The 19148-nt window shown below is 48.1% G+C and carries 13 protein-coding genes and 2 pseudogenes; 9 read left to right on the forward strand and 6 right to left on the reverse strand.

The window, feature by feature from the left end; all coding sequences use genetic code 11:
• From BN93_RS06820 to BN93_RS06845, 6 genes and pseudogenes are all read left to right on the forward strand, one after another.
• A pseudogene (locus BN93_RS06820) lies at window positions 1–798 on the forward strand (DUF2851 family protein); the annotation flags it as partial.
• Between the two features lie 243 nt (window positions 799–1041).
• On the forward strand, window positions 1042–1458 hold the full coding sequence (locus BN93_RS06825; RefSeq protein ID WP_019187598.1) for an acyl-CoA thioesterase: 417 nt from the start codon (window positions 1042–1044) through the stop codon (window positions 1456–1458).
• A gap of 194 nt (window positions 1459–1652) precedes the next feature.
• Window positions 1653–2780, forward strand: a complete 1128-nt coding sequence (gene dprA, locus BN93_RS06830) for a DNA-processing protein DprA (protein WP_019187599.1) — start codon at window positions 1653–1655, stop codon at window positions 2778–2780.
• Between the two features lie 174 nt (window positions 2781–2954).
• Window positions 2955–3710, forward strand: coding sequence for a 4-hydroxy-tetrahydrodipicolinate reductase (gene dapB / locus BN93_RS06835; RefSeq protein ID WP_019187600.1), 756 nt, complete (start codon window positions 2955–2957; stop codon window positions 3708–3710).
• Window positions 3711–3809: 99 nt separating this feature from the next.
• Window positions 3810–5255, forward strand: a complete 1446-nt coding sequence (gene lepB / locus BN93_RS06840) for a signal peptidase I (protein ID WP_019187601.1) — start codon at window positions 3810–3812, stop codon at window positions 5253–5255.
• Window positions 5256–5545: 290 nt separating this feature from the next.
• Complete coding sequence (locus BN93_RS06845) at window positions 5546–6226, forward strand: WbqC family protein (protein ID WP_019187602.1); 681 nt, start codon at window positions 5546–5548, stop codon at window positions 6224–6226.
• Between the two features lie 226 nt (window positions 6227–6452).
• Here BN93_RS06845 and BN93_RS19160 read toward each other — a convergent pair.
• A pseudogene (locus tag BN93_RS19160) lies at window positions 6453–6648 on the reverse strand (IS982 family transposase); the annotation flags it as partial.
• A gap of 236 nt (window positions 6649–6884) precedes the next feature.
• On the opposite strand from BN93_RS19160, the gene BN93_RS06850 reads away from it, so the two are divergent.
• Window positions 6885–9269, forward strand: a complete 2385-nt coding sequence (locus tag BN93_RS06850) for a TonB-dependent receptor (RefSeq protein ID WP_044260050.1) — start codon at window positions 6885–6887, stop codon at window positions 9267–9269.
• Window positions 9270–9495: 226 nt separating this feature from the next.
• Window positions 9496–10560 (forward strand): winged helix DNA-binding domain-containing protein, encoded by a 1065-nt coding sequence (locus BN93_RS06855; RefSeq protein ID WP_019187604.1) that lies wholly within the window; start codon window positions 9496–9498, stop codon window positions 10558–10560.
• Here BN93_RS06855 and BN93_RS06860 read toward each other — a convergent pair.
• The 5 genes from BN93_RS06860 to BN93_RS06880 are packed head-to-tail and all read right to left on the reverse strand — an operon-like array spanning window position 10541 to window position 15939.
• Window positions 10541–12238 carry a bifunctional alpha/beta hydrolase/class I SAM-dependent methyltransferase gene (locus BN93_RS06860; RefSeq protein ID WP_019187605.1) on the reverse strand — a complete coding sequence of 566 codons (1698 nt, stop codon included), beginning with the start codon at window positions 12236–12238 and terminating at the stop codon, window positions 10541–10543. The two genes, BN93_RS06855 and BN93_RS06860, sit on opposite strands and share 20 nt — an antisense overlap.
• Window positions 12219–13547, reverse strand: coding sequence for a phosphatase (locus tag BN93_RS06865; RefSeq protein WP_232211128.1), 1329 nt, complete (start codon window positions 13545–13547; stop codon window positions 12219–12221). Before BN93_RS06865 ends, BN93_RS06860 begins: the two co-directional genes overlap by 20 nt.
• Entirely contained in the window at window positions 13493–14248 is a 756-nt protein-coding gene (locus BN93_RS06870; protein ID WP_019187607.1) for an SDR family NAD(P)-dependent oxidoreductase, read from the reverse strand. The genes BN93_RS06865 and BN93_RS06870 overlap by 55 nt, the downstream gene beginning before the upstream one ends.
• Window positions 14245–15285 (reverse strand): patatin-like phospholipase family protein, encoded by a 1041-nt coding sequence (locus BN93_RS06875; protein ID WP_019187608.1) that lies wholly within the window; start codon window positions 15283–15285, stop codon window positions 14245–14247. The genes BN93_RS06870 and BN93_RS06875 overlap by 4 nt, the downstream gene beginning before the upstream one ends.
• Before the next feature lie 27 nt (window positions 15286–15312).
• Entirely contained in the window at window positions 15313–15939 is a 627-nt protein-coding gene (locus BN93_RS06880) for a CDP-alcohol phosphatidyltransferase family protein (RefSeq protein ID WP_019187609.1), read from the reverse strand.
• A 1237-nt stretch (window positions 15940–17176) separates the two neighbouring features.
• Here BN93_RS06880 and BN93_RS06885 point away from each other — a divergent pair.
• Window positions 17177–19148, forward strand: a 1972-nt coding sequence (locus tag BN93_RS06885) for a SusC/RagA family TonB-linked outer membrane protein (protein ID WP_044260052.1), incomplete at its 3' end; no start/stop codon positions are given.

Below are 19148 nucleotides of genomic sequence, written 5' to 3' on the forward strand. Positions count from 1 at the left end.
GCAGGCAAAGGGGTCATGGGAAGATGCTTTCTTCATCACTTTGGCGCGCAATTTTGGGTTCGGCGTAAACGGCGATGCCCTCGAACGCTGGGCAGCCAACGTGCCTTTGCGATGCGTTGACCACCATCGCGACAATGCTTTTCAGATAGAGGCACTCTTTATGGGGCAGGCAGGACTGCTAAACGATACGGTCATACCCACCCGAAACAGAGAGGCAGCCACGGCAGATGGCTATTTTGGGCTACTTAAAAAGGAGTACGCTTACCTTGCGCACAAGTTTAACTTGCAGCCATTAGACCCTTCCTTGTGGTTGTTTCTTCGACTCAGGCCGCAGAATTTTCCACACATCCGACTGTCGCAACTGGCCGTTCTTCACCATTCGCGCCGGGCATCGTTGGCCAACATCGTGGCTTGCGTAAATCTAACACAGCTGCGTAAAGCCTTGGCCACGCAGGTTTCGGGCTATTGGCAAACGCATTATGTGTTTGGCGGAGAAAGTAAAGCCAGCGACAAAGCTCTCTCTACGGCCTCGCGCGATGTGCTCATCCTCAACACCGTTGTGCCTGTTCTTTCGCTTACGGCCGTCATCGCCACAACGATGTTCTGTGCGACCGCGCCTTCCAACTGCTCGACGAGCTTAAAGCGGAGGATAACCACATCGTTAGGATGTGGAAAGCGTGCGGCCTAGAAGTGAATAACGCTGGCGATACGCAGGCTCTTATACAGCTTAAAAACGAATATTGCGACCGCAAAAACTGCCTAAGATGCAGAATTGGGTATGAATATTTGAGGAGATAACTTGTTGAGGAGTTAAGGGGTTGAGGAGTTATGGAGTTAAGGAGTTAAGGAGTTAAGCCAAATGCTTGGCTGCAGAGGGGGGACGACAATCGTTGTCAACTCATAAACTCATAAACTAACTCATCAACTAATAAGGCATATCACTCCCCTCTCCCCTTTGGAGAGGGGTTGGGGGTGAGGCCGGTTGTAGTTGGGGGTGAGGCCGGTTGTAGTTGGGCTGAGGCTTTTAAAATAACTATATATATGTACACATTCACAACCGAGATGGAAGTTCGCGATTACGAATGCGACATCCAAGGCATTGTTAACAACGCCAATTATTTGCATTACACAGAACACACGCGCCACCTTTTCTTGAAACACACAGGGCTAAGCTTTGCCGGTCTGCACGAAAAGGGAGTGGATGCCGTGGTGGCACGCATGACTTTGCAATACAAAACGCCACTACAATGCGACGATATCCTTGTTTCTAAACTCCGTATTACGCAAGAAGGCATCCGATATGTGTTCCATCACGACATCTTCCGCAAGCGAGATGATAAACTTTCGTTCCGTGCCACGGCCGAACTTGTATGCTTAGTGAACGGCAGACTGAGCCGAAGTGAGGAAATAGACAAGGCTTTCGCACCCTTTATAGATCAGCAATCGGCCGATAAATAAGCCATGTTCCCGTTAGCTAACGGTTATAGAAACGGCAAGAAATAGAGCCAAGTAAACATGTTACCCGTCAACATGTTTACTTGGCTATGGCCTTGTTAACTTGTAAACCCGTCTACTCGTTAACTTGCCGACGTGTAAACTCGTCTGCTTGTCTACTTATAAACTCGTAAACTAAAAGAAACTTAACCCGCTCCATGAACGACAACGAGACCCGAAACGCCATCGCACTGACACGCGTTAATTACTTTAACCTTGCTGGTTTGGCACAGTTATACCGACAGTTGGGTTCGGCCACGGCCGTTATTGCACACCGAAACGACCTGCGCGAGGTGCTGCCCGATGCCTCGCCACGCCTACAAGAGGCTATGAGCAACATCGAACAGCACCTCAAAGCGGCCGATGCCGAGATGGAATACAACCTACGCAACGGCATACAGGCACTTGCTTTGGCCGACGACGAATACCCGCAACGACTTAAAAACTGCGATGATGCACCGCTAGTGCTGTTTTATAAAGGTACGGCCAGCCTTAATCGGGCGCGCGTTATCAACATTGTTGGCACGCGCCACTGCACAGCCTGTGGGCAAGACCTTATTCGCCGCTTTGTTTCGGAGTTGAAAAACCTTTGCCCCGAAGTGCTTATCGTTAGCGGACTGGCTTACGGCGTAGACATCAACGCGCACCGACAAGCCTTAGCAAACGGGCTAGACACGGTGGGCGTGCTGGCTCATGGGCTGGACTATCTCTACCCCACTCGCCATAAACAAACGGCCAACGAAATGCTTACACAGGGCGGACTGCTCACCGAATTTCTCACCAACACCAATGCCGACAAGCTAAACTTTGTGCGAAGAAACCGCATTGTGGCCGGCATTTCAGATGCTTGTGTGCTGGTAGAGAGTGCTGCACATGGCGGAGGACTTATCACTGCGGCCATCGCTCGCGACTACAACCGCGATGTTTTCGCCTTCCCTGGTCCCGTGGGCACACCATATAGCGAGGGCTGCAACAACCTGATACGCGACCATAAGGCCCAACTGGTTGCCTCGGCAGCCGACTTTGTGCACGCGCTAGGCTGGGAAACCGACCTTAAACGCATGCAAGCCAAACGCCAAGGCATAGAGCGACAATTGTTTCCACAGCTCTCTGGCGAAGAACAAGCCGTGGTTCAGGCGTTGCAAAAGCTGAACGACCAACCCATAAACCAACTGTCGCTCACGGCCAACATCCCCATTTCGCAACTCACCGTGTTGCTTTTCCAACTCGAAATGAAGGGGATTTTAAAGCTATTGGCAGGCGGCAGCTACCATCTTTACGTCTAAAAAAGGTGAAAGGGGATAAAATGAAAAGGCGAAAAAGATGGCTTTTACCCCTTTTTTCGCTAACTTTGCGCAGTAAATTAGGGCATTACGCGCCGTTGGCACTGCCCCACAGCAAGTTCAAAGGCTAATTGCCGAGAACGCATTACACCATAATTGCAGAAAAAATAACAACCCATGAACATCGCCATTATAGGCTACGGAAAGATGGGCCGCATGATTGAAGAGATTGCCAAACAACGCGGCCACCACATCGTTTGCATCATCGACAAAGACAACCAAGCCGACTTCGACAACCCCGCCTTTGCATCGGCAGACGTGGCCATCGAGTTTACCACACCCCAAGCGGCCTTCGACAACTACCGCAAGGCCTTTGCACACAACGTAGAAGTGGTGTCGGGCTCCACGGGATGGCTTGCCCAACACGGCGAAGAGGTGCGCAAGATGTGCCAAGAAGAAGGCCAAACGCTGTTCTGGGCCAGCAACTTCTCTGTTGGCGTGGCCATTTTCCAGGCCTTAAACCGCCGTTTGGCCGAACTGATGAACCGCTTTCCGCAATACAATGTGCACATCGAAGAAACCCATCATGTGCACAAACAAGACGCACCTTCGGGCACGGCCATTACTTTGGCCGAGGAAGTTGTGGCACAACTAGACCGCAAAACAACGTGGGTAAAGGGCGAACAGCACTTGGCCGACGGCTCAATCGTACCCAGCGAGCAAACAACCGACAAGCAATTGGCCATCGACAGTTTCCGTCGCGGCGAGGTTCCAGGCATCCACACCATTGTTTACGACAGCGAGGCCGACAGCATCAGCATCACCCACGATGCCCATTCGCGCCGCGGTTTTGCCGAAGGCGCAGTGCTAGCTGCCGAATATGCCGCCACACACAATGGCTTATTAACGATGAACGACCTCTTTAAGTTCTGACAACAACATGCACCCGCACCCCCATACAGCACCGAAACCGACCATGTTTCACCACAACGTAAGGGGCAAAAGGCACAAAACATATAACTAACACTTGCAATGATAAACAAGAAAAAGAAAGAATTCGACCCACGCAAGCAGTGGACTAAATTCATCATCGTGGCACTTCTCTACCTCGCATTCCTCTTTTGGGTGGAAAGTTGGTGGGGATTGCTCGTTCTGCCTTTCATCTACGATGTTTATATTTCGAAGAAAATAAAATGGCAATGGTGGAAAGATTCCGAAGGACCTACGCGTTTTATCATGGGCTGGGTAGATGCCATAGTCTTCGCCCTTGTTGCCGTTTACTTCATCAACCTTTTCTTCTTCCAGAACTTTGTCATCCCTTCAAGCTCGCTCGAAAAGAGTTTGCTCACGGGCGATTACCTCTTCGTAAGCAAGCTGAGCTACGGTCCGCGCATCCCACAAACGCCGCTTACCATGCCATTAACCCAACACACCATGCCGGTGATTAACGTTAAGTCGTACATCGAGGTGCCGCACTGGGACTATCGCCGCGTAAAAGGCTTGGGAAACGTGAAACTTAACGACATCGTTGTGTTCAACTACCCATCGGGCGACAGCCTTGTTAACGAGGCACGATGGGCTGCTGCCGACTATTACCAAATGGTTTACTCGTATGGCAAGCAGCTATACGACCAAGCCAACCATCCCGTTAACCTCGACAGCATGTCGCTTTTGCAACAACGCGCCTACTTCCAGCACATCTATGCGCTAGGGCGTGCCTACATCTTGCAAAACCCCAACGAGTATGGCGACCTCATTTCGCGCCCCACCGACCGCCGCGAGAACTACGTTAAGCGTTGTGTGGGCCTTCCGGGGCAAACCCTTCAAATAAAGAACCGCATCGTTTACCTGGACGGCAAGCCCAACAAAGAACCAGACAACGTGCAATATACCTATTATGTTAAGCTGAAAGGAATGCTGCCCGACGACTTGCTTACAAGCCTAGGCATAACGCAAGAAGACCTGCAAAGCCTTAACACGAGCGGCGTTATGCCACTTACGGCAATGGCTGCAAAGGCACTTGCTGCACGAAAAGACATCGTTGAGAGCGTGAAACTGAACACCGATGCACCCACAGGCGACCTCTATCCCCTCAACGCCAACACTGGATGGACGCGCGATAACTACGGACCGATATGGATTCCCAAGAAAGGGGCTACCGTTAAGCTTAGCTTAGCCAACCTGCCGATGTACGAACGTGCCATTCGCGTGTACGAAGACAACGAGGTTGACGTGCGCAACGGACAAATATACATCAACAACAAGCCCGCCAACAGCTACACCTTTAAGATGGACTACTATTGGATGATGGGCGACAACCGACATAATTCGGCCGACTCGCGCTATTGGGGCTTTGTGCCCGAAGACCATGTGGTAGGCAAACCCATATTCATTTGGTGGTCGCATGATGTAGACCATCCCGGATTTAAGGGCATCAGATGGAACCGCTTGTTCAAGCTGGTGGATAAGATAAAATGATGTAGCCTTAGCCACCTAGGGTATTATAGGCGCGATGCCGCAGATTAAAGGCTGGTTCTAAAACTTACCTCCACTGGATTTTAAGACATACCTAAGAGCGATGGGACAAATGCAACGCTATGTTCTTGGCTTATATCGAGCCAACCATGTTGCATTTGTCCCACCTGTTTTTTAGGTTTCATCGGCCTTTCTCTGCATGTTCAGCGTGCCTGCGGCGATCAATCTCCCTGCCCTCGTGTTTACATCAGCCCCAACATTCTCACTCATCTCATTAAATCCGCACACATAACATGTTCCCACTACTCTCTTCTGCCTATCTCGCCCCCGTGCAATGGTATTCCAAACTCTTCCACAGCAATGGCTGTTGGATGGAACAACACGACCATTTCATCAAGCAAACCTACCGCAACCGCTGTATCATAGCCACGGCCAATGGGCCACAAGCCCTAACCATCCCCATCGAACGGCCATCGGGCGAGCAGGCCTCGCGCATGGCTATGAAAGACATTCGCATAAGCGACCACGGCAATTGGCGGCACATTCACTGGCAAGCCATCGTGTCGGCCTATAACGAAAGCCCTTTTTTTGAGTACTACGCCGACGACTTTCGCCCCTTTTTCGAGCGTCGTTTCGACTTTCTTTTCGACTTCAACCTCGAACTAACGCACACCATTTGCACCCTACTCGACTTTACACCCAACATCATTCTCACCCCCACTTTTGTACCAACGCAGGCGCAACTGGCTTCGGGTGCAAGTCTTCCAGCCGCTTTTGCTGATGCCGACGCAGGCACCGTCCCCACCTTCAAAGACCTCCGCGACACCATAGTGCCCAAAAATCCGCCCCACGACCCAGCTTTTACGCCCCGCACTTATTACCAAGTGTTTGCCCAACGCCACGGGTTCTTGCCCAATCTAAGCGTTATCGACTTGCTTTTTAACATGGGTAACGAGGCCCCGTTGTACCTTTAATGCCCGGCCTCTCGTAACGTTAGATATCTACTTGGCACTATCTAGGCCATTCATTTCACAGCCCATCACCGCCAACAGCTCACCCTTCTAACCTCCAAACGCCATCTTTCATTCCACAGGCTATAAGCGCTTGTAGCGAGCTTTTTCAGCTCTCGCTTTGGTACAAAACGTATTTAACACGGCGGTTAACGTAATAATGCATCATCAAGGCTTAGCAAGCGCATTTTCTGAACGATGAAAATGCGAACGATGGAATGGTTATGGTTTCGCTCTTAGACATTTGGCACTTGCGGTTTCTCATGCGCTTATATCCCTCACCTACGAGTGCAACATGGAGGTTTTTTAGTTCATTCGGCATCTAAATTCTTACTTAACTCATCCAATATACACAACACTTCAGTAGCTTTGTCAGTGGTAATCATGGCTGCATGTGCTTTGTAAGTTAGTGATTTTCAACTATAAAAACACAAAACAATAGCAAGACTATTAACCTTTTAGCGAACTTTCTTATATCGAACTGGCGTAAATAGTATAATCTTGTTCTTTTTATTGTTGCGTTTGTTAGTAATTGTATTATCTTTGTAAAACAAGATTAGGTAATCCTTACGAACAGCTGGTAGGGACTATTTGACTACATCTATTTTTCAATTAAGCAACAATGCGGATATACAGTCTATTATGTTTGGCCTTCCTGCTCGCCTATAACGGTTTTGCCCAAACAGGAATCATCCAAGGGCGCGTCATCAATGACAAGAACAACGAACCACTTGAGTTTGCAACAGTACAAGTACAAGGAACTTCTCTCGGAGCGACAACCTCTATAGAAGGAACATTTACAATCATGGGCGTACAGCCCGGTTTCCACAAAATCATCGTCAGTATGGTAGGTTTCGACACTAAAATCTCCGAGGAACTACAAGTACTGGGTAACCAAACCACTTTTATAGACATTATGGTCAGCGAAGCCTCTACAACGCTCAAAGAAGTTTTTGTTAGCCCCAATCTATTGCTTCGCCCCACCGAGAGCCCTGTCTCGGTACTCACATTAGGTGTACATCAAATTGAGAAGAGCGCTGGGGCCAATCGCGATGTTTCCAAACTGGTGCAAATACTACCAGGAGTTGGTGCTACAGCTCCTAATCGGAACGACCTCATCATACGTGGCGGAGGCCCCACAGAGAATGTATTTTACCTAGATGGCATAGAGATACCCGTGATTAATCACTTTGCCACACAAGGGGCATCGGGGGGTGTTGTCGGCATCATTAACCCCGACTTTGTGCGCGAAATCAGTTTCTATACGGGAGCTTTCCCTGCTAACAGGCCCAATACCCTTAGCTCCGTGATGGAGATTAAACAAAAAGATGGTAGCAGAGACAGACTGCATACAAAGGTTGCGGTAGGAGCATCGGATGCAGGGATTACCTTAGACGGGCCTTTGGGCAAGGATGCTTCGTTCATTGTTTCTGTTCGCCAATCTTATTTGCAGTGGTTATTCAAGGTGATTGGCTTGCCTTTTTTACCCACCTACAACGACTTTCAAATGAAATACAAATGGCGCATCAACCCACATCATGAGATTACCGTGATTGGTATAGGCGCTATCGACAACATGCACCTCAATAGAGGCCTCGAACAAACTGGTACCGAGGCGCAGAAATACATACTAGGCTACCTGCCCGAGTACTCCCAGTGGAACTATACCTTCGGGTTGGCCTACAAACACTACGGCAAACACTCCATCGACAGTTGGATTTTAAGCCGAAACATGCTGCGCAACGCAGGTGTAAAGTATAAAGATAACGATAAGTCGGCATCCAAAATATCCGACTACCAATCGGACGAAGCCGAGATTAAACTACGCTACGAGCGCAACTATACTACGCTGCCAATCAAACTTAATTTGGGAGCCGGCATCAAGTACAGCAACTATGCAAATGACGTATATCGCTTACAGTTCGCCTCGGGAAATGTTGTCCCCTTCCAATATCACAGCAGCATCGACTTGCTTTCTTATCAAGCCTTCGTGCAAGCGTCGGATCAGTATCTCAACAATCGGTTCAAGGTCTCGCTTGGAGTTAATTTAGTGGGCAACACTTTCACAGCCAGCATGAGCAATCCGCTCAAGCAATTGTCGCCCAGACTATCGCTGTCGTATTCATTTTCGGAAGACTTCGACCTCAATGCCAACATCGGGCGCTATGCGATGCCCCCCTCCTACACAACGATGGGCTACCGCAATACCGAGGGAAACTATGTCAATCGCAGCAATGGACTCAAGTACATCACCTCCAATCAAGCTATTCTGGGCATGGAATATCATCCGGGCAACTTCCTGCGTTTCTCTCTTGAGAGCTTCTATAAGCAGTATAGCAACTATCCTATATCGCTTACCGACGGAATTAGTTTGGCCAGCAAGGGAGTAGACTATGGACAAGTTGGCGATGAGGCCGTTATGTCTACGGGCAAGGGCAGGGCCTATGGCGTCGAAGTAGTGGCTAAGCTTATGGGGTGGCGCGATATAGACCTGACTGCTACATACACACTTTTTAGGAGTGAGTTTACAGACAAAAACGGCATCTACCGCCCCTCTTCGTGGGACACGAGGCACATCCTCAATCTTACAACAAGCTACAAGTTACCCAAAGGCTGGTACATCTCGGCTCGCTGGCGTTACATAGGCGGTGCTCCTTATTCGCCCATTGATGTGGAGCGTTCTACAAACAAGGCTGCATGGTCTATTACCAATCAGGCCTATACCGACTACGAGCAATTCAACACGCTACGTCTTGCCGATGCGCATCAGCTGGATATGCGCTTGGATAAGGAGTTCTATTTTAAGCATTGGATGCTCAATCTATATCTCGATGTGCAGAATGCCTACATCAGCAACATGCCATCCAAACCGATATATACCAATCGTGACACTGAGGGGAATGTAATGGACGACCCCACTTCGCCCCACACCAAACAGTTGCTTCGTCCACTGGTGTACTATAGTGGAACCATTCTCCCCACGATCGGGATTATGATTAAGTTCTAGACGAAGCACTTACAGACGGCAGGAATGGCTGTATCAAGAGAGCATCCGATACAGCCATTTTTGTCTAATCCTAAGGTTTCACCACGAAGTCCCCTTGTAAAAACAAGCCCAATGAACTTTACTAAAGACTACCTAACCAAGAAATCAAAGGGGCTAACACCATTTTGATACTGAGTTTACGCATTTCTGATTATCTTTGCAATAAGTAAACATCCCCACAAAAGGCATGAAAAAAATAAATATCCCAATGGTTCGGCTGCGCGCCCAACAGTTAATTAACCCCGATTTTACCGACGTAAAAGATGTTGTAGCCTGGATGGGAGCCATACAAGCACAACAACCCCGAATGGCAAAGCTGGCACTAGGAATACGTACACGTGGTGCAACGATGCAGCAAATCAAGCAAGCCCTCGACCGTGGAGAAATTCTTCGCACCCACGTACTACGCCCTACATGGCATTATGTAAGCCCAAACGATATTCGTTGGATGCTCAAATTGTCGTGCAACAGACTGAAATCGGCCTACGCATCGTTGATGAAAGGACACGGACTGACCATCACCGAGCAGATGTACGATACCGCTAACCAGCATATCTATGATATGTTAAGCGGTGGAAAGAGCCTTACCAAACAGCAAATTACAGAACGAATAGCTGAAAAAGGCTTACCTTCGGACACCATTTTTATGAACCGCTTTTTGGAGAATGCCGAATGCGAGGCACTCATTTGCAGCGGCCCTGAAGCGGGAAACACACATACCTACATGCTCTTAGACGAGCGAGTAGCCCCTATGCCCTTACCCACAAAAGACGAGGCGTTGAGCAAATTGGCACGCAATTATTTTAGAAGTCATGCCCCCGCAACGTTAGACGACTTCTGTTGGTGGTCGGGATTGTCAATGAAAGAGGCGCGATTGGGCGTTGAAATTATTGAAAAAGAGCTTCAAAAGGTCGCTTTCAACGATAAAACTTACCTGCTGCACGATTCTTCTTCAATCGACATCAAAGAGAAAGAAAGCTTTATCTTTCTGCCTGCTTACGACGAATACATCATTGCCTACAAGTATCGCGGCGATGTTTTGCAAGCTTCTCACAACAGCAAAGCATTTACTAACAACGGTATTTTCTTTCCTCTTATCCTACAAAATGGCAGGGCGACGGGTAATTGGAAAATGACTTTGACACGCCGAAACATCGCCGTCAACACATCTTACTTTGATAACGACACCCCAACTGATTTGTCTGCGGCTGAAGAAAAAGCCCGTTTGCAACTTATTTCATTCCATAACTAACGGTAAAAATGCCGAAGTTATCGAGTTTCATGCCACATTTGGTTAAGCCATAAAAGGCGAAAAGGCTGTCCAGTTCGCGTTGCGAACGCCGCCGCATAATCCAATCGCGCTCTTGATGGCTGTTTAATACGAAAGCAATCATTTTTAACTGAGGGTGCCAAGGCTGACCAGTATAGACCAAAAAGCCGCCTGGTTGCAGTGCGGATAAAGCACCAGAGATGGCCTTACAAACAAGCTCGTTATCACCAAACAGCTCGAATATACCGGAAATAATAACAATATTAGGGGCAAAATTCAGCTGTCGATATGAGTCTTTATTAAAACAATCAAGACGAGTAAACCGTATATTTTGAAGTCCTTGCTGTTGTATCTGTGCCTCGCCGAAAGCAATGTTTGCTTCCGAAAAATCGTTTATAACCACTTCTATTTCAGGAAACTTGCGCTTGATGTCGAACAAATAATTACCCGTTCCACCGGCAATGTCGAGTATTTTCACGGGTTCATTGCGCTGTTCGAGTGCTTTAATACGTTCTTCTACAATTGATATGAGATTCTCTCGGCGTATTCTCACTCCTCTCCAACCAATGGCGTTAAGATAGCCTTTGTCTATCCATCGCCCAATTGGTCCGCATCCCTGCGCTTGGTTGCGATAAACATAATCGAGAGACATACCCGAATCAAAACCATATTTTAGTCCCACACGCATTCCTTTGCTAAGAAATCCCAAATGATGGAGCATCCATTTCTGTATCCCAAAGCCCCAACGTTCAATTCGGGGAAGCATATTCAGGGCCATTTTGTTATACTCGTCAACTGTAAATTTATCAGGCATACAGGTCGTTGGCGGTTGTTCGAGTGAGAAACAGCGGTTGATAAACTCAGCGATAGGATTGTAAACCTGCTCACGTTGCGTTTCAAACAATAGCCCGTGATAAAACCCTTTGAGCTTGATAAACCGCTTTTGGGTGGAGCTGATGTCAACAAAAAAACGCTTTTGCATATCGTCTTTCACCACGTAATCTTTACCGGCAGAGAGCAACAGCGTCGGTATGGTAATGGCAGCAGCATCTTCTACGATACGCTTTCCTGCTTTCAGCAAATCCAAGAGATAGTGCGCATCAATTTCTCTAGTAATTAGCGGGTCGGTGTCGTACGCCTTTTGTTGTTCTACATCATGTGTCAACACCTTCGATTTTACATAACTGGGCACCGTAAGGTGTTTGAAAAGCCGGGCTGCCAACGCAATTCCCGTCTTTGCAAAAGGCACATATAGCTTAATGGTAAACGCAGGAGCAAGAAGTGCCATACCGGCAATACGGGGCGCAAAGTCATGACACCACGCCGAAACAATTACGCCTGCAATGCTGTTAGCCACCACAAAGATGTCTCTCTCAACAATTCCATACTGCTCATGGAGGTATTTCACGAAAGCATCCAAGTCGCGTACATAGTCCATAAAATGGGGCGAAACGGGTTGCGAAGTGTGCCCCAGTCCACGCATATCAAAGCCAAAGATGTTGAAATGAGCAAATTGCTCGTTCTCGGCAAAGGCCTGCAAACGTCCCGAATGTTCGTGCCCACGATGCAATATCACAATGGTCTTCTGCGAAGGGTTGTAATTCCACACCCTATAAAAAATGTCCGCGTTGTCAAAACTCTTAAATGTTCCTGTTTCCATTTTTATCTCTGGTTAAATTTTTACTTATCATTAACAGCACCGTTTCACCTATTCGGCGACTCCGAAAACGGCCCATTGCACAATGAATACATAGCTTTCGAGGCACATCTTCGGCTTTCATCTTCTCTAAAACCGTATTGACAATACGCTCCTCACAGGCTTTGGGGATAGTGGCAATATCCAAAAGCGGAAAGCAATGGTAATCTGCCGATGTGCGAAAGTAGGCGTTTTCGGGTAATTCGGCTGAAAGATCGAACACCGAGACCTCTCCTAACAGGGCGAATTTCCGTGCAGAACGGCATGAAAGCAAGCCTCCAACGAAGATGTTGGGTGCAATTTCTACAGATGCCTGACGAGAAAACAGCCACAATAGGCGATACACTGCGATATAGGGAAAATAGAAAATATAACGCAAAAAACCAATGCGGCCGTGGTCGTCTTTAAGAAAATGCCGATTAGAGCGATAATAAGCATGGCCCAATAAGAGTAAGACGAGTATGCCCCACAATAAAAAAATACTGCATAAAACCGAATGTTCGATGGCAAACAACAACGCCGTCAGCCCCACGGCGGCAACAAAAAAGTAAACCTTTGCTATTTGTTGGTTGCGCTTTTTACGGTAAGGAAACATCCATAACGTGAGAAAACCTGCCATCAAACCGGTAGTAATATCGATGAAATGGTGCTGATATACCAAAAGGGTAGACAGCATTAACAACACCAACCACATTCTCAGTAAGTTTCTGAACCTGCTATTTCGCACCCCACTCCAAAAGATACAGGCATAACCTATATGTAAAGACGGAGCCTGATTAAAAGGCGTATCGTACGTATTGATGACGGAAAACAAAATATGGGCTGTTTCCGGACGTACAAAACTTTGTTTTAACGGAAAGATAATAAAACAAATTCCCGATAAAATGGTTATAAAAACGATGCGTTTACTTAATGTCGACAGTTGACGAAAGGTATTACAAAGGAAGAAAACCCATATAAAAAACACCACACTACTGCTATAAAAATAGATGGCAAAAGGTACAAACGGTATGGCCTTTTCAAACGAAAAGCAAAGCGAAGACACCTCTTTAAGCGATGCCGCATAGCTTGCTGCAAAAGTATAAACAGCATAGAATACTCCCCAACAAATAACAAGGGCGATGTATTTGCTTGCTTGCAAGCATTTGTTATCTATACCGCAACGCTGCATCAAACCGTTTGGCAAGGGCCGCTTACACGCCCACATCGTTTTGTCGTCTATTTGGGAATGCTCCATAAAGTCTTTCGGTGCATAAAAGCCGATAACAAACAAGTGGGTAAAAGCGAAAGGAAAGCGATGGAAAGGCGCATTTTTGGCGGAAAAACCACCTGTGCTTTGCGCTGCGCTATGGCCTTTGTCATTGTTTCAACAGCCCGATTTAAGGGCATGCAGAACGGACATTTGGAAAGGTCGTTACGGTATATCTCTCTCAATCGAGGCGTATCTATGTAGCCTGGAACAAGTGTTGTAACCGTTATTTGATAGTCGGCCAAACTTCGGCGATAAGCATCGGCTATCTGTATCAAGGCTCGTTTGCACTTGGCATATACGCTTGCGCACGGATAGTGCAGCAATCCGGCCACCGAGGCAATCACAACCAAATGTCCACCGGATGCCTTCATCGTTTCTCGCGCCACTTCCATCGCATTCAATGCACCCGTGATATTAACCTTCAACATTTGTGAAATCTGCTCAAAATCCACTTCTTCGGTAACGCCGTTACGGTAATATCCAGCAGCAACAATCATCATGTCCAACCCCTTATCGGCGCAAAACACTTCTACGGCTGCGGTTAATGCGTCCTTATCACACACATCAAGCTGGTAGGCAAGCAACAGTTTGTTAACCTCATCGCCCCTGTCTATTCGTGCCGTATTTCGTCCGCACACCCCTACCCGATGACCTTCGGCAGCATAAAACCGCGCCAAGGCCAAGCCGATACCCGATGTTCCGCCGGTAATAAAGATGTTCATACCTGTTTGTTTTTAAAATGTTGGGCAACCCTATCGTATCCGTATTGCCATTGAAAGTTCATATCTTCTACAAACTGCGCATAGGTTTTGGGCAGCTTGAGTTCTACGCGGAGCTTGAAAATGTTGATGTTTTTCTCGATGTAATGGCCCGCAAGCGCCTGGTTCATGTCGGCCGTGTCTACCCAGTAGTTCACCGAATGCGTCATCACTTCTTGCAATCGGCGGTTTCCACTATATCCAAAAACGGCTCTAACAAGTGCCTCGTCGATGGTGCCGAATCCCTTTTTCTTCTCAAAGATAATCGTTTCGCCAAGTTGTTCGGCCAGTTCTATGGGCATCAAATCAACAATTCCGCCCGCAAAATAGGCGCCGTTGTAATGTACGGGCTGAACGTAGAACATGTCCGAAACAGATATTCGGGTGGCAATGGGCAAGGGAACGTCTTGAAACAGCTCAACTTGCGAGTCGATGGCACTACCCTCATAACTTTTAAAATTGCAGTTAATGGCAGACAAATCGATGTTTCGAGCTGTCTCGGCATCGGTAAAAAGCACCTTCCTATAAAGTTTTCTTCCGTTTCTTTCTTTGCCGATGTCGGCCCTGTCAAACAACAAACGGGCACCAACTACTATCGTGGGAAGGGTGGGCTGCACAGCCAACGAGGGCAAAAGGGGGCGTATGTCGGTGGGCATGTCTACGATAAACTTATCGAAAATATTTTCAACATAAGGTGCATAGCATGTGTTTCGCACCTTGCGCTGACAATAGAGACCTATCTTATACAGCATCTTAAACCTTGTCATTCGGGTGTTCTGCACAAAGCGATACAGTTCTTCCGACTGTATGAAGGCCTTTCGCTGTTCGTCGGTAGCAAACGAATTGATAATGTTGGCAGCGATACTGCCACCGCAAGAGGCAATCAGCAGGTCGGGTTTTACGCCATAATGCTGCATCGCCGCATACATTCCGAGATACAAAGCATAACGTGTACCACCGCCTGAAAAAACCGCAACCGTTGGATAAGGTTTCTTTTTCATACTCCACTGCTTATCAATGCCATCGGTTTACGCAGGTGTTTGCGAACTTCCGCTTGCACCTAACGTCTTCTTTATCCTAATCCACGTGCTGACTAAAAGCAACAAATCGATAACCCCAAAGATGTAAACGGAACATCCTGAAAGGTTTATGCCAAACAAACAGACCACTCCGTAGAGGCCGAGAACGAAAGCACGGTCGCTCTTTCCCATCGGACCATCATACCGCCGTTCTGCCGACAGCACCTTTCCCATCACTCCTGCGAATTCGTTAATAATGCTGAGGGCAATGAAAGCCACAATAAGATAAAGACTTTCGGGATGATACTTCAGCAACGGAAAGAAAATAATGGTGTCTGAAACGACATCACCCAGTTCGTTTAGCAACTCTCCTTTTCGGGTGATTTGATTGTAACGACGAGCCATCATCCCGTCTAACGCATTCAGGGCCATACGTATCAGCAGTCCCACAGGCAGGCAGAGGTAGAGCCATGTGCTAACATCGCCCGCAAACCAAAACAAGATGCCAATGACAAGAGAGAGGATGCCAGCCCACAAGGTGATTTGATTGGCAGTAACCTTTGCACGATGCAACAACTCTAAAATAGGCGTTAATGCCCGTTGAAACTGCGGTTTGATGGAATAGACAGATATCATAAATACTTTGTTTTACATGAATATGTGCTTATATCGTTAACGTTTTTAATGCGAAAGCGTTTTCCTCAGGGTGCGATTGGTTTTTGTTCGGAGCGGCACTGCCCCTCAACCAAAAGCTGTATTATGGCAGTAAAGGTAATAATACTTTTTTAGATGCGCAACAAATGCCGTAAAAACTTGTCACGCTGTTGCTAATACTGCGCAAATTCGGGATAAAAGGTGTATGCCTTGCAACCGCTCGCACTGGCCGCCGTAAGCGTACATGCTTTCCTTGCCTTAGCCCATGCACATGTAAACGCACGGTTGTTTTGTCTAGTTTTTAGTCAGAATTTTAACATTATGAGTGCCCATTTTCTCCACCAAGCGTAAGCCGACGTGCAAAAAATCGATTCTCGCGAAGGTTTGTTTTGATGCAAAAGGAGGCTAGTATGTGAATGCAGCAAAATGAATTTTTATTAAAAAACACCACCACTTGCACCAACTTTCGTGCGTTTTGGTGCTAAACGCAGTGCAATATGCCGCTAAATGCAGTGTGTTTTGGTGCTAAACGTAGTGCGTTTTGGTGCTAAATGCAATGCGTTTTGATGCTAAATGCAAGGTAAAAAGGTATAAAACGCAGTACAAAATACTGTTAAAAGCAACCTAATACGCATAAACATACAACGAAATGGTATAAATAAAGCCCCTTCTAACCATGTGTTTTATGGTTGGAAAGGGCAAAATAGCCGTTAAAAAGTGGCGTTTTAGGGGTAAAATGTGGGTAATTGGGCTTGGAAAATTACGAGTTGGCAACCATTCTAGAAAGGCTAAATGGTACAAAACGCAGGTTTTGTGCTTAAAAACAGACAAGTGCCAAGGCGTAAAATAGTAGAAAAAACGGCAATTTGCCTACTTTTTGACCTATCTTTTTCGCTAGAATGACGTGAAAACTAGGTCGGGTTTGTAAAATAAAAATAATAATTTAAGGTTTCTGACTGCCCATGCAGCACACCTCTCCCTATAAAAAATATGGCTCTTTTATTTGTCTATTTGAAGATTTTAAGCTACCTTTAACAGCAGAAAAGAAGATAAAGACCTACGACTATTCTGCCCCGAAACGACAAATGACACCCAGGCGACAGAGGCCGTATCGTCCCGGGCAACCTGCCGCTCCAGCAGATATTCAGACGACAAACAATCAGATCCGTTAGGACCATAACCTAAAAGTATAACTAATTTTAAAAAGATTTAACCCCTCATGAGCAAATCGTTTATGAAGCGGACCGCAGTGATAGCTGTCGGTCTGACGTGTGCAATGAGTTCCTATGCCCAGTCAGTGGTACAGGGAAGTGTGAAGGATGCGTCGGGTGAGCCATTGATTGGTGTGACCATCCAAGTGAAAGGAGAACAGGGCGGTACCGTAACCGATATTGACGGTAACTTCAAGCTCCCCAATGTGAAGCCCGGTGCGACGCTCGTTTTCTCTTATGTAGGCTACAGCAACAAGGAAGTGGCTGTAGGCAACCAGTCCAATATCAATGTTTCTCTCTCCGAAGACAACAAGCAGCTCGACGAGGTAGTCGTCGTCGGTTATGCCGTAGGCACGAAGCGTACGGTGTCGGGAGCCATTGAGCGTGTAGGCAAGGGCGACATGAACAAGGGTGTCGTAACCACGGCAGCCGACGCCCTGAAGGGAAAGGTCAGCGGTGTCGTCATCAGCCAGAACGGTGGCGACCCGATGGGGTCTACCAATATCCGCGTACGCGGCACCTCTTCGCTCTCCGGCGGTAACGACCCGCTGGTGATCATCGACGGTGTCTTCGCTGACATGACCATGTTCAACGCCCCTCAGCCCAGCGACATCGAGAGCATGACCATTCTGAAGGATGCCTCGGAGACGGCACAGTACGGATCCCGCGGTGCAGCCGGTGTCATCGTCGTCACGACGACAAAAGGAAAGAACGGCTTTGCCTCCCTTTCTTACAACGGCACACTGGGCGTGAACACCATCTTCAAGAACCTTGAAATGCTGAGCGCGGATGCTTACCGTGCCACTGCCACCAAGATGGGGGTGGCATTCACCGACCTCGGCGGCAATACCAACTGGTTCGACGAAATAGAGCGTTCGGCCGGGCTGACACAGACCCACAACATCGCCTACTCGTCTGGCAACGACTCCGGCAACTACCGCGCCAGCGTCGGCTTCGTACAGCGTCAGGGCGCATTGAAGAACTCGGATATGCGCAACTATACCGTGAAGCTGGATGCCACGCAGTACGCCTTCAACAAGAAGCTCAAGCTGGAGCTGGGTGTCCTGGGCAGTGAACGCGACGGAAAGATGCAGTACGACCCGCAGAAGATGTTCTATTCTGCCGCCGCTTACAACCCGACCTACCCGACCTACAAGAACCCGCAGACAGGCGAGTGGGACGAAGACCGCCTTGCCAACGAGATATACAACCCGCTGGGACAGCTGGAGGTACAGGACCGCTTCGACGTAGGTTCGCTCAACGCCCATGGAAAGGCGACCGTCACGCTGGCTGACGGACTCTTCCTCAGTGCTTTCGGCAGCTATACCCGCATGAACCTCGACCACAAGCGTTACGTGCCGAACGACATCCAGCAGGGACGCATCAACGGCAACGGCTGGGCATACATCCGCAACATGAAGCGCACGGACATCATGGGCAACCTGCAGCTGACTTATACCAAGGACTTCGGCGAGCACCATATCGACGCACTCGCCCTGATGGAGGGCCAGCAATACAAGACCTTCTGGAATTCAGAGCAGTCGTTCAAGTTCGATACCAATTACTTCGGCTTCAACAACATGAAGGCCGGTGCCAACGTCTCCTGGGGCGATGTGGACTCCGAGTCTACGGAATACACCCTCTGCTCTTACATGGCACGTCTGAATTATATGTACGGCAACCGCTACATCGCAACCGTCAACCTTCGTACTGACGGCTCGTCAAAGCTGGGTGAAGGCCATAAGTGGGGCTGGTTCCCGTCAGCATCTGTCGCATGGGTCGTATCACAGGAACCGTTCATGAAAGGGGTTCGCTGGGTGGACAACCTGAAAGTCCGTCTCGGATATGGTGTGACGGGCAACCAGGATGTCATCGCTCCTTACAACTCACTGGCCCTCTACGCACCGAACGGCGTGACCTCGGTGAACGGTGTCAACACGACGACCTATGCCATCCAGAGCAACGACAACCCTGACCTGA

Source organism: Prevotella conceptionensis 9403948, assembly GCF_000312305.1.
Taxonomy (GTDB): Bacteria; Bacteroidota; Bacteroidia; order Bacteroidales; family Bacteroidaceae; genus Prevotella; species Prevotella conceptionensis.

Bases quoted from the DNA above. Each gene is read 5' to 3' on its own strand.
- BN93_RS06825 (WP_019187598.1), top strand. From the start codon at position 1,042: ATGTACACATTCACAACCGAGATGGAAGTTCGCGATTACGAATGCGAC.
- dprA (WP_019187599.1), top strand. From the start codon at position 1,653: ATGAACGACAACGAGACCCGAAACGCCATCGCACTGACACGCGTTAAT.
- dapB (WP_019187600.1), top strand. From the start codon at position 2,955: ATGAACATCGCCATTATAGGCTACGGAAAGATGGGCCGCATGATTGAA.
- lepB (WP_019187601.1), top strand. From the start codon at position 3,810: ATGATAAACAAGAAAAAGAAAGAATTCGACCCACGCAAGCAGTGGACT.
- BN93_RS06845 (WP_019187602.1), top strand. From the start codon at position 5,546: ATGTTCCCACTACTCTCTTCTGCCTATCTCGCCCCCGTGCAATGGTAT.
- BN93_RS06850 (WP_044260050.1), top strand. From the start codon at position 6,885: ATGCGGATATACAGTCTATTATGTTTGGCCTTCCTGCTCGCCTATAAC.
- BN93_RS06855 (WP_019187604.1), top strand. From the start codon at position 9,496: ATGAAAAAAATAAATATCCCAATGGTTCGGCTGCGCGCCCAACAGTTA.
- BN93_RS06860 (WP_019187605.1), bottom strand. From the start codon at position 12,238: ATGGAAACAGGAACATTTAAGAGTTTTGACAACGCGGACATTTTTTAT.
- BN93_RS06870 (WP_019187607.1), bottom strand. From the start codon at position 14,248: ATGAACATCTTTATTACCGGCGGAACATCGGGTATCGGCTTGGCCTTG.
- BN93_RS06875 (WP_019187608.1), bottom strand. From the start codon at position 15,285: ATGAAAAAGAAACCTTATCCAACGGTTGCGGTTTTTTCAGGCGGTGGT.
- BN93_RS06880 (WP_019187609.1), bottom strand. From the start codon at position 15,939: ATGATATCTGTCTATTCCATCAAACCGCAGTTTCAACGGGCATTAACG.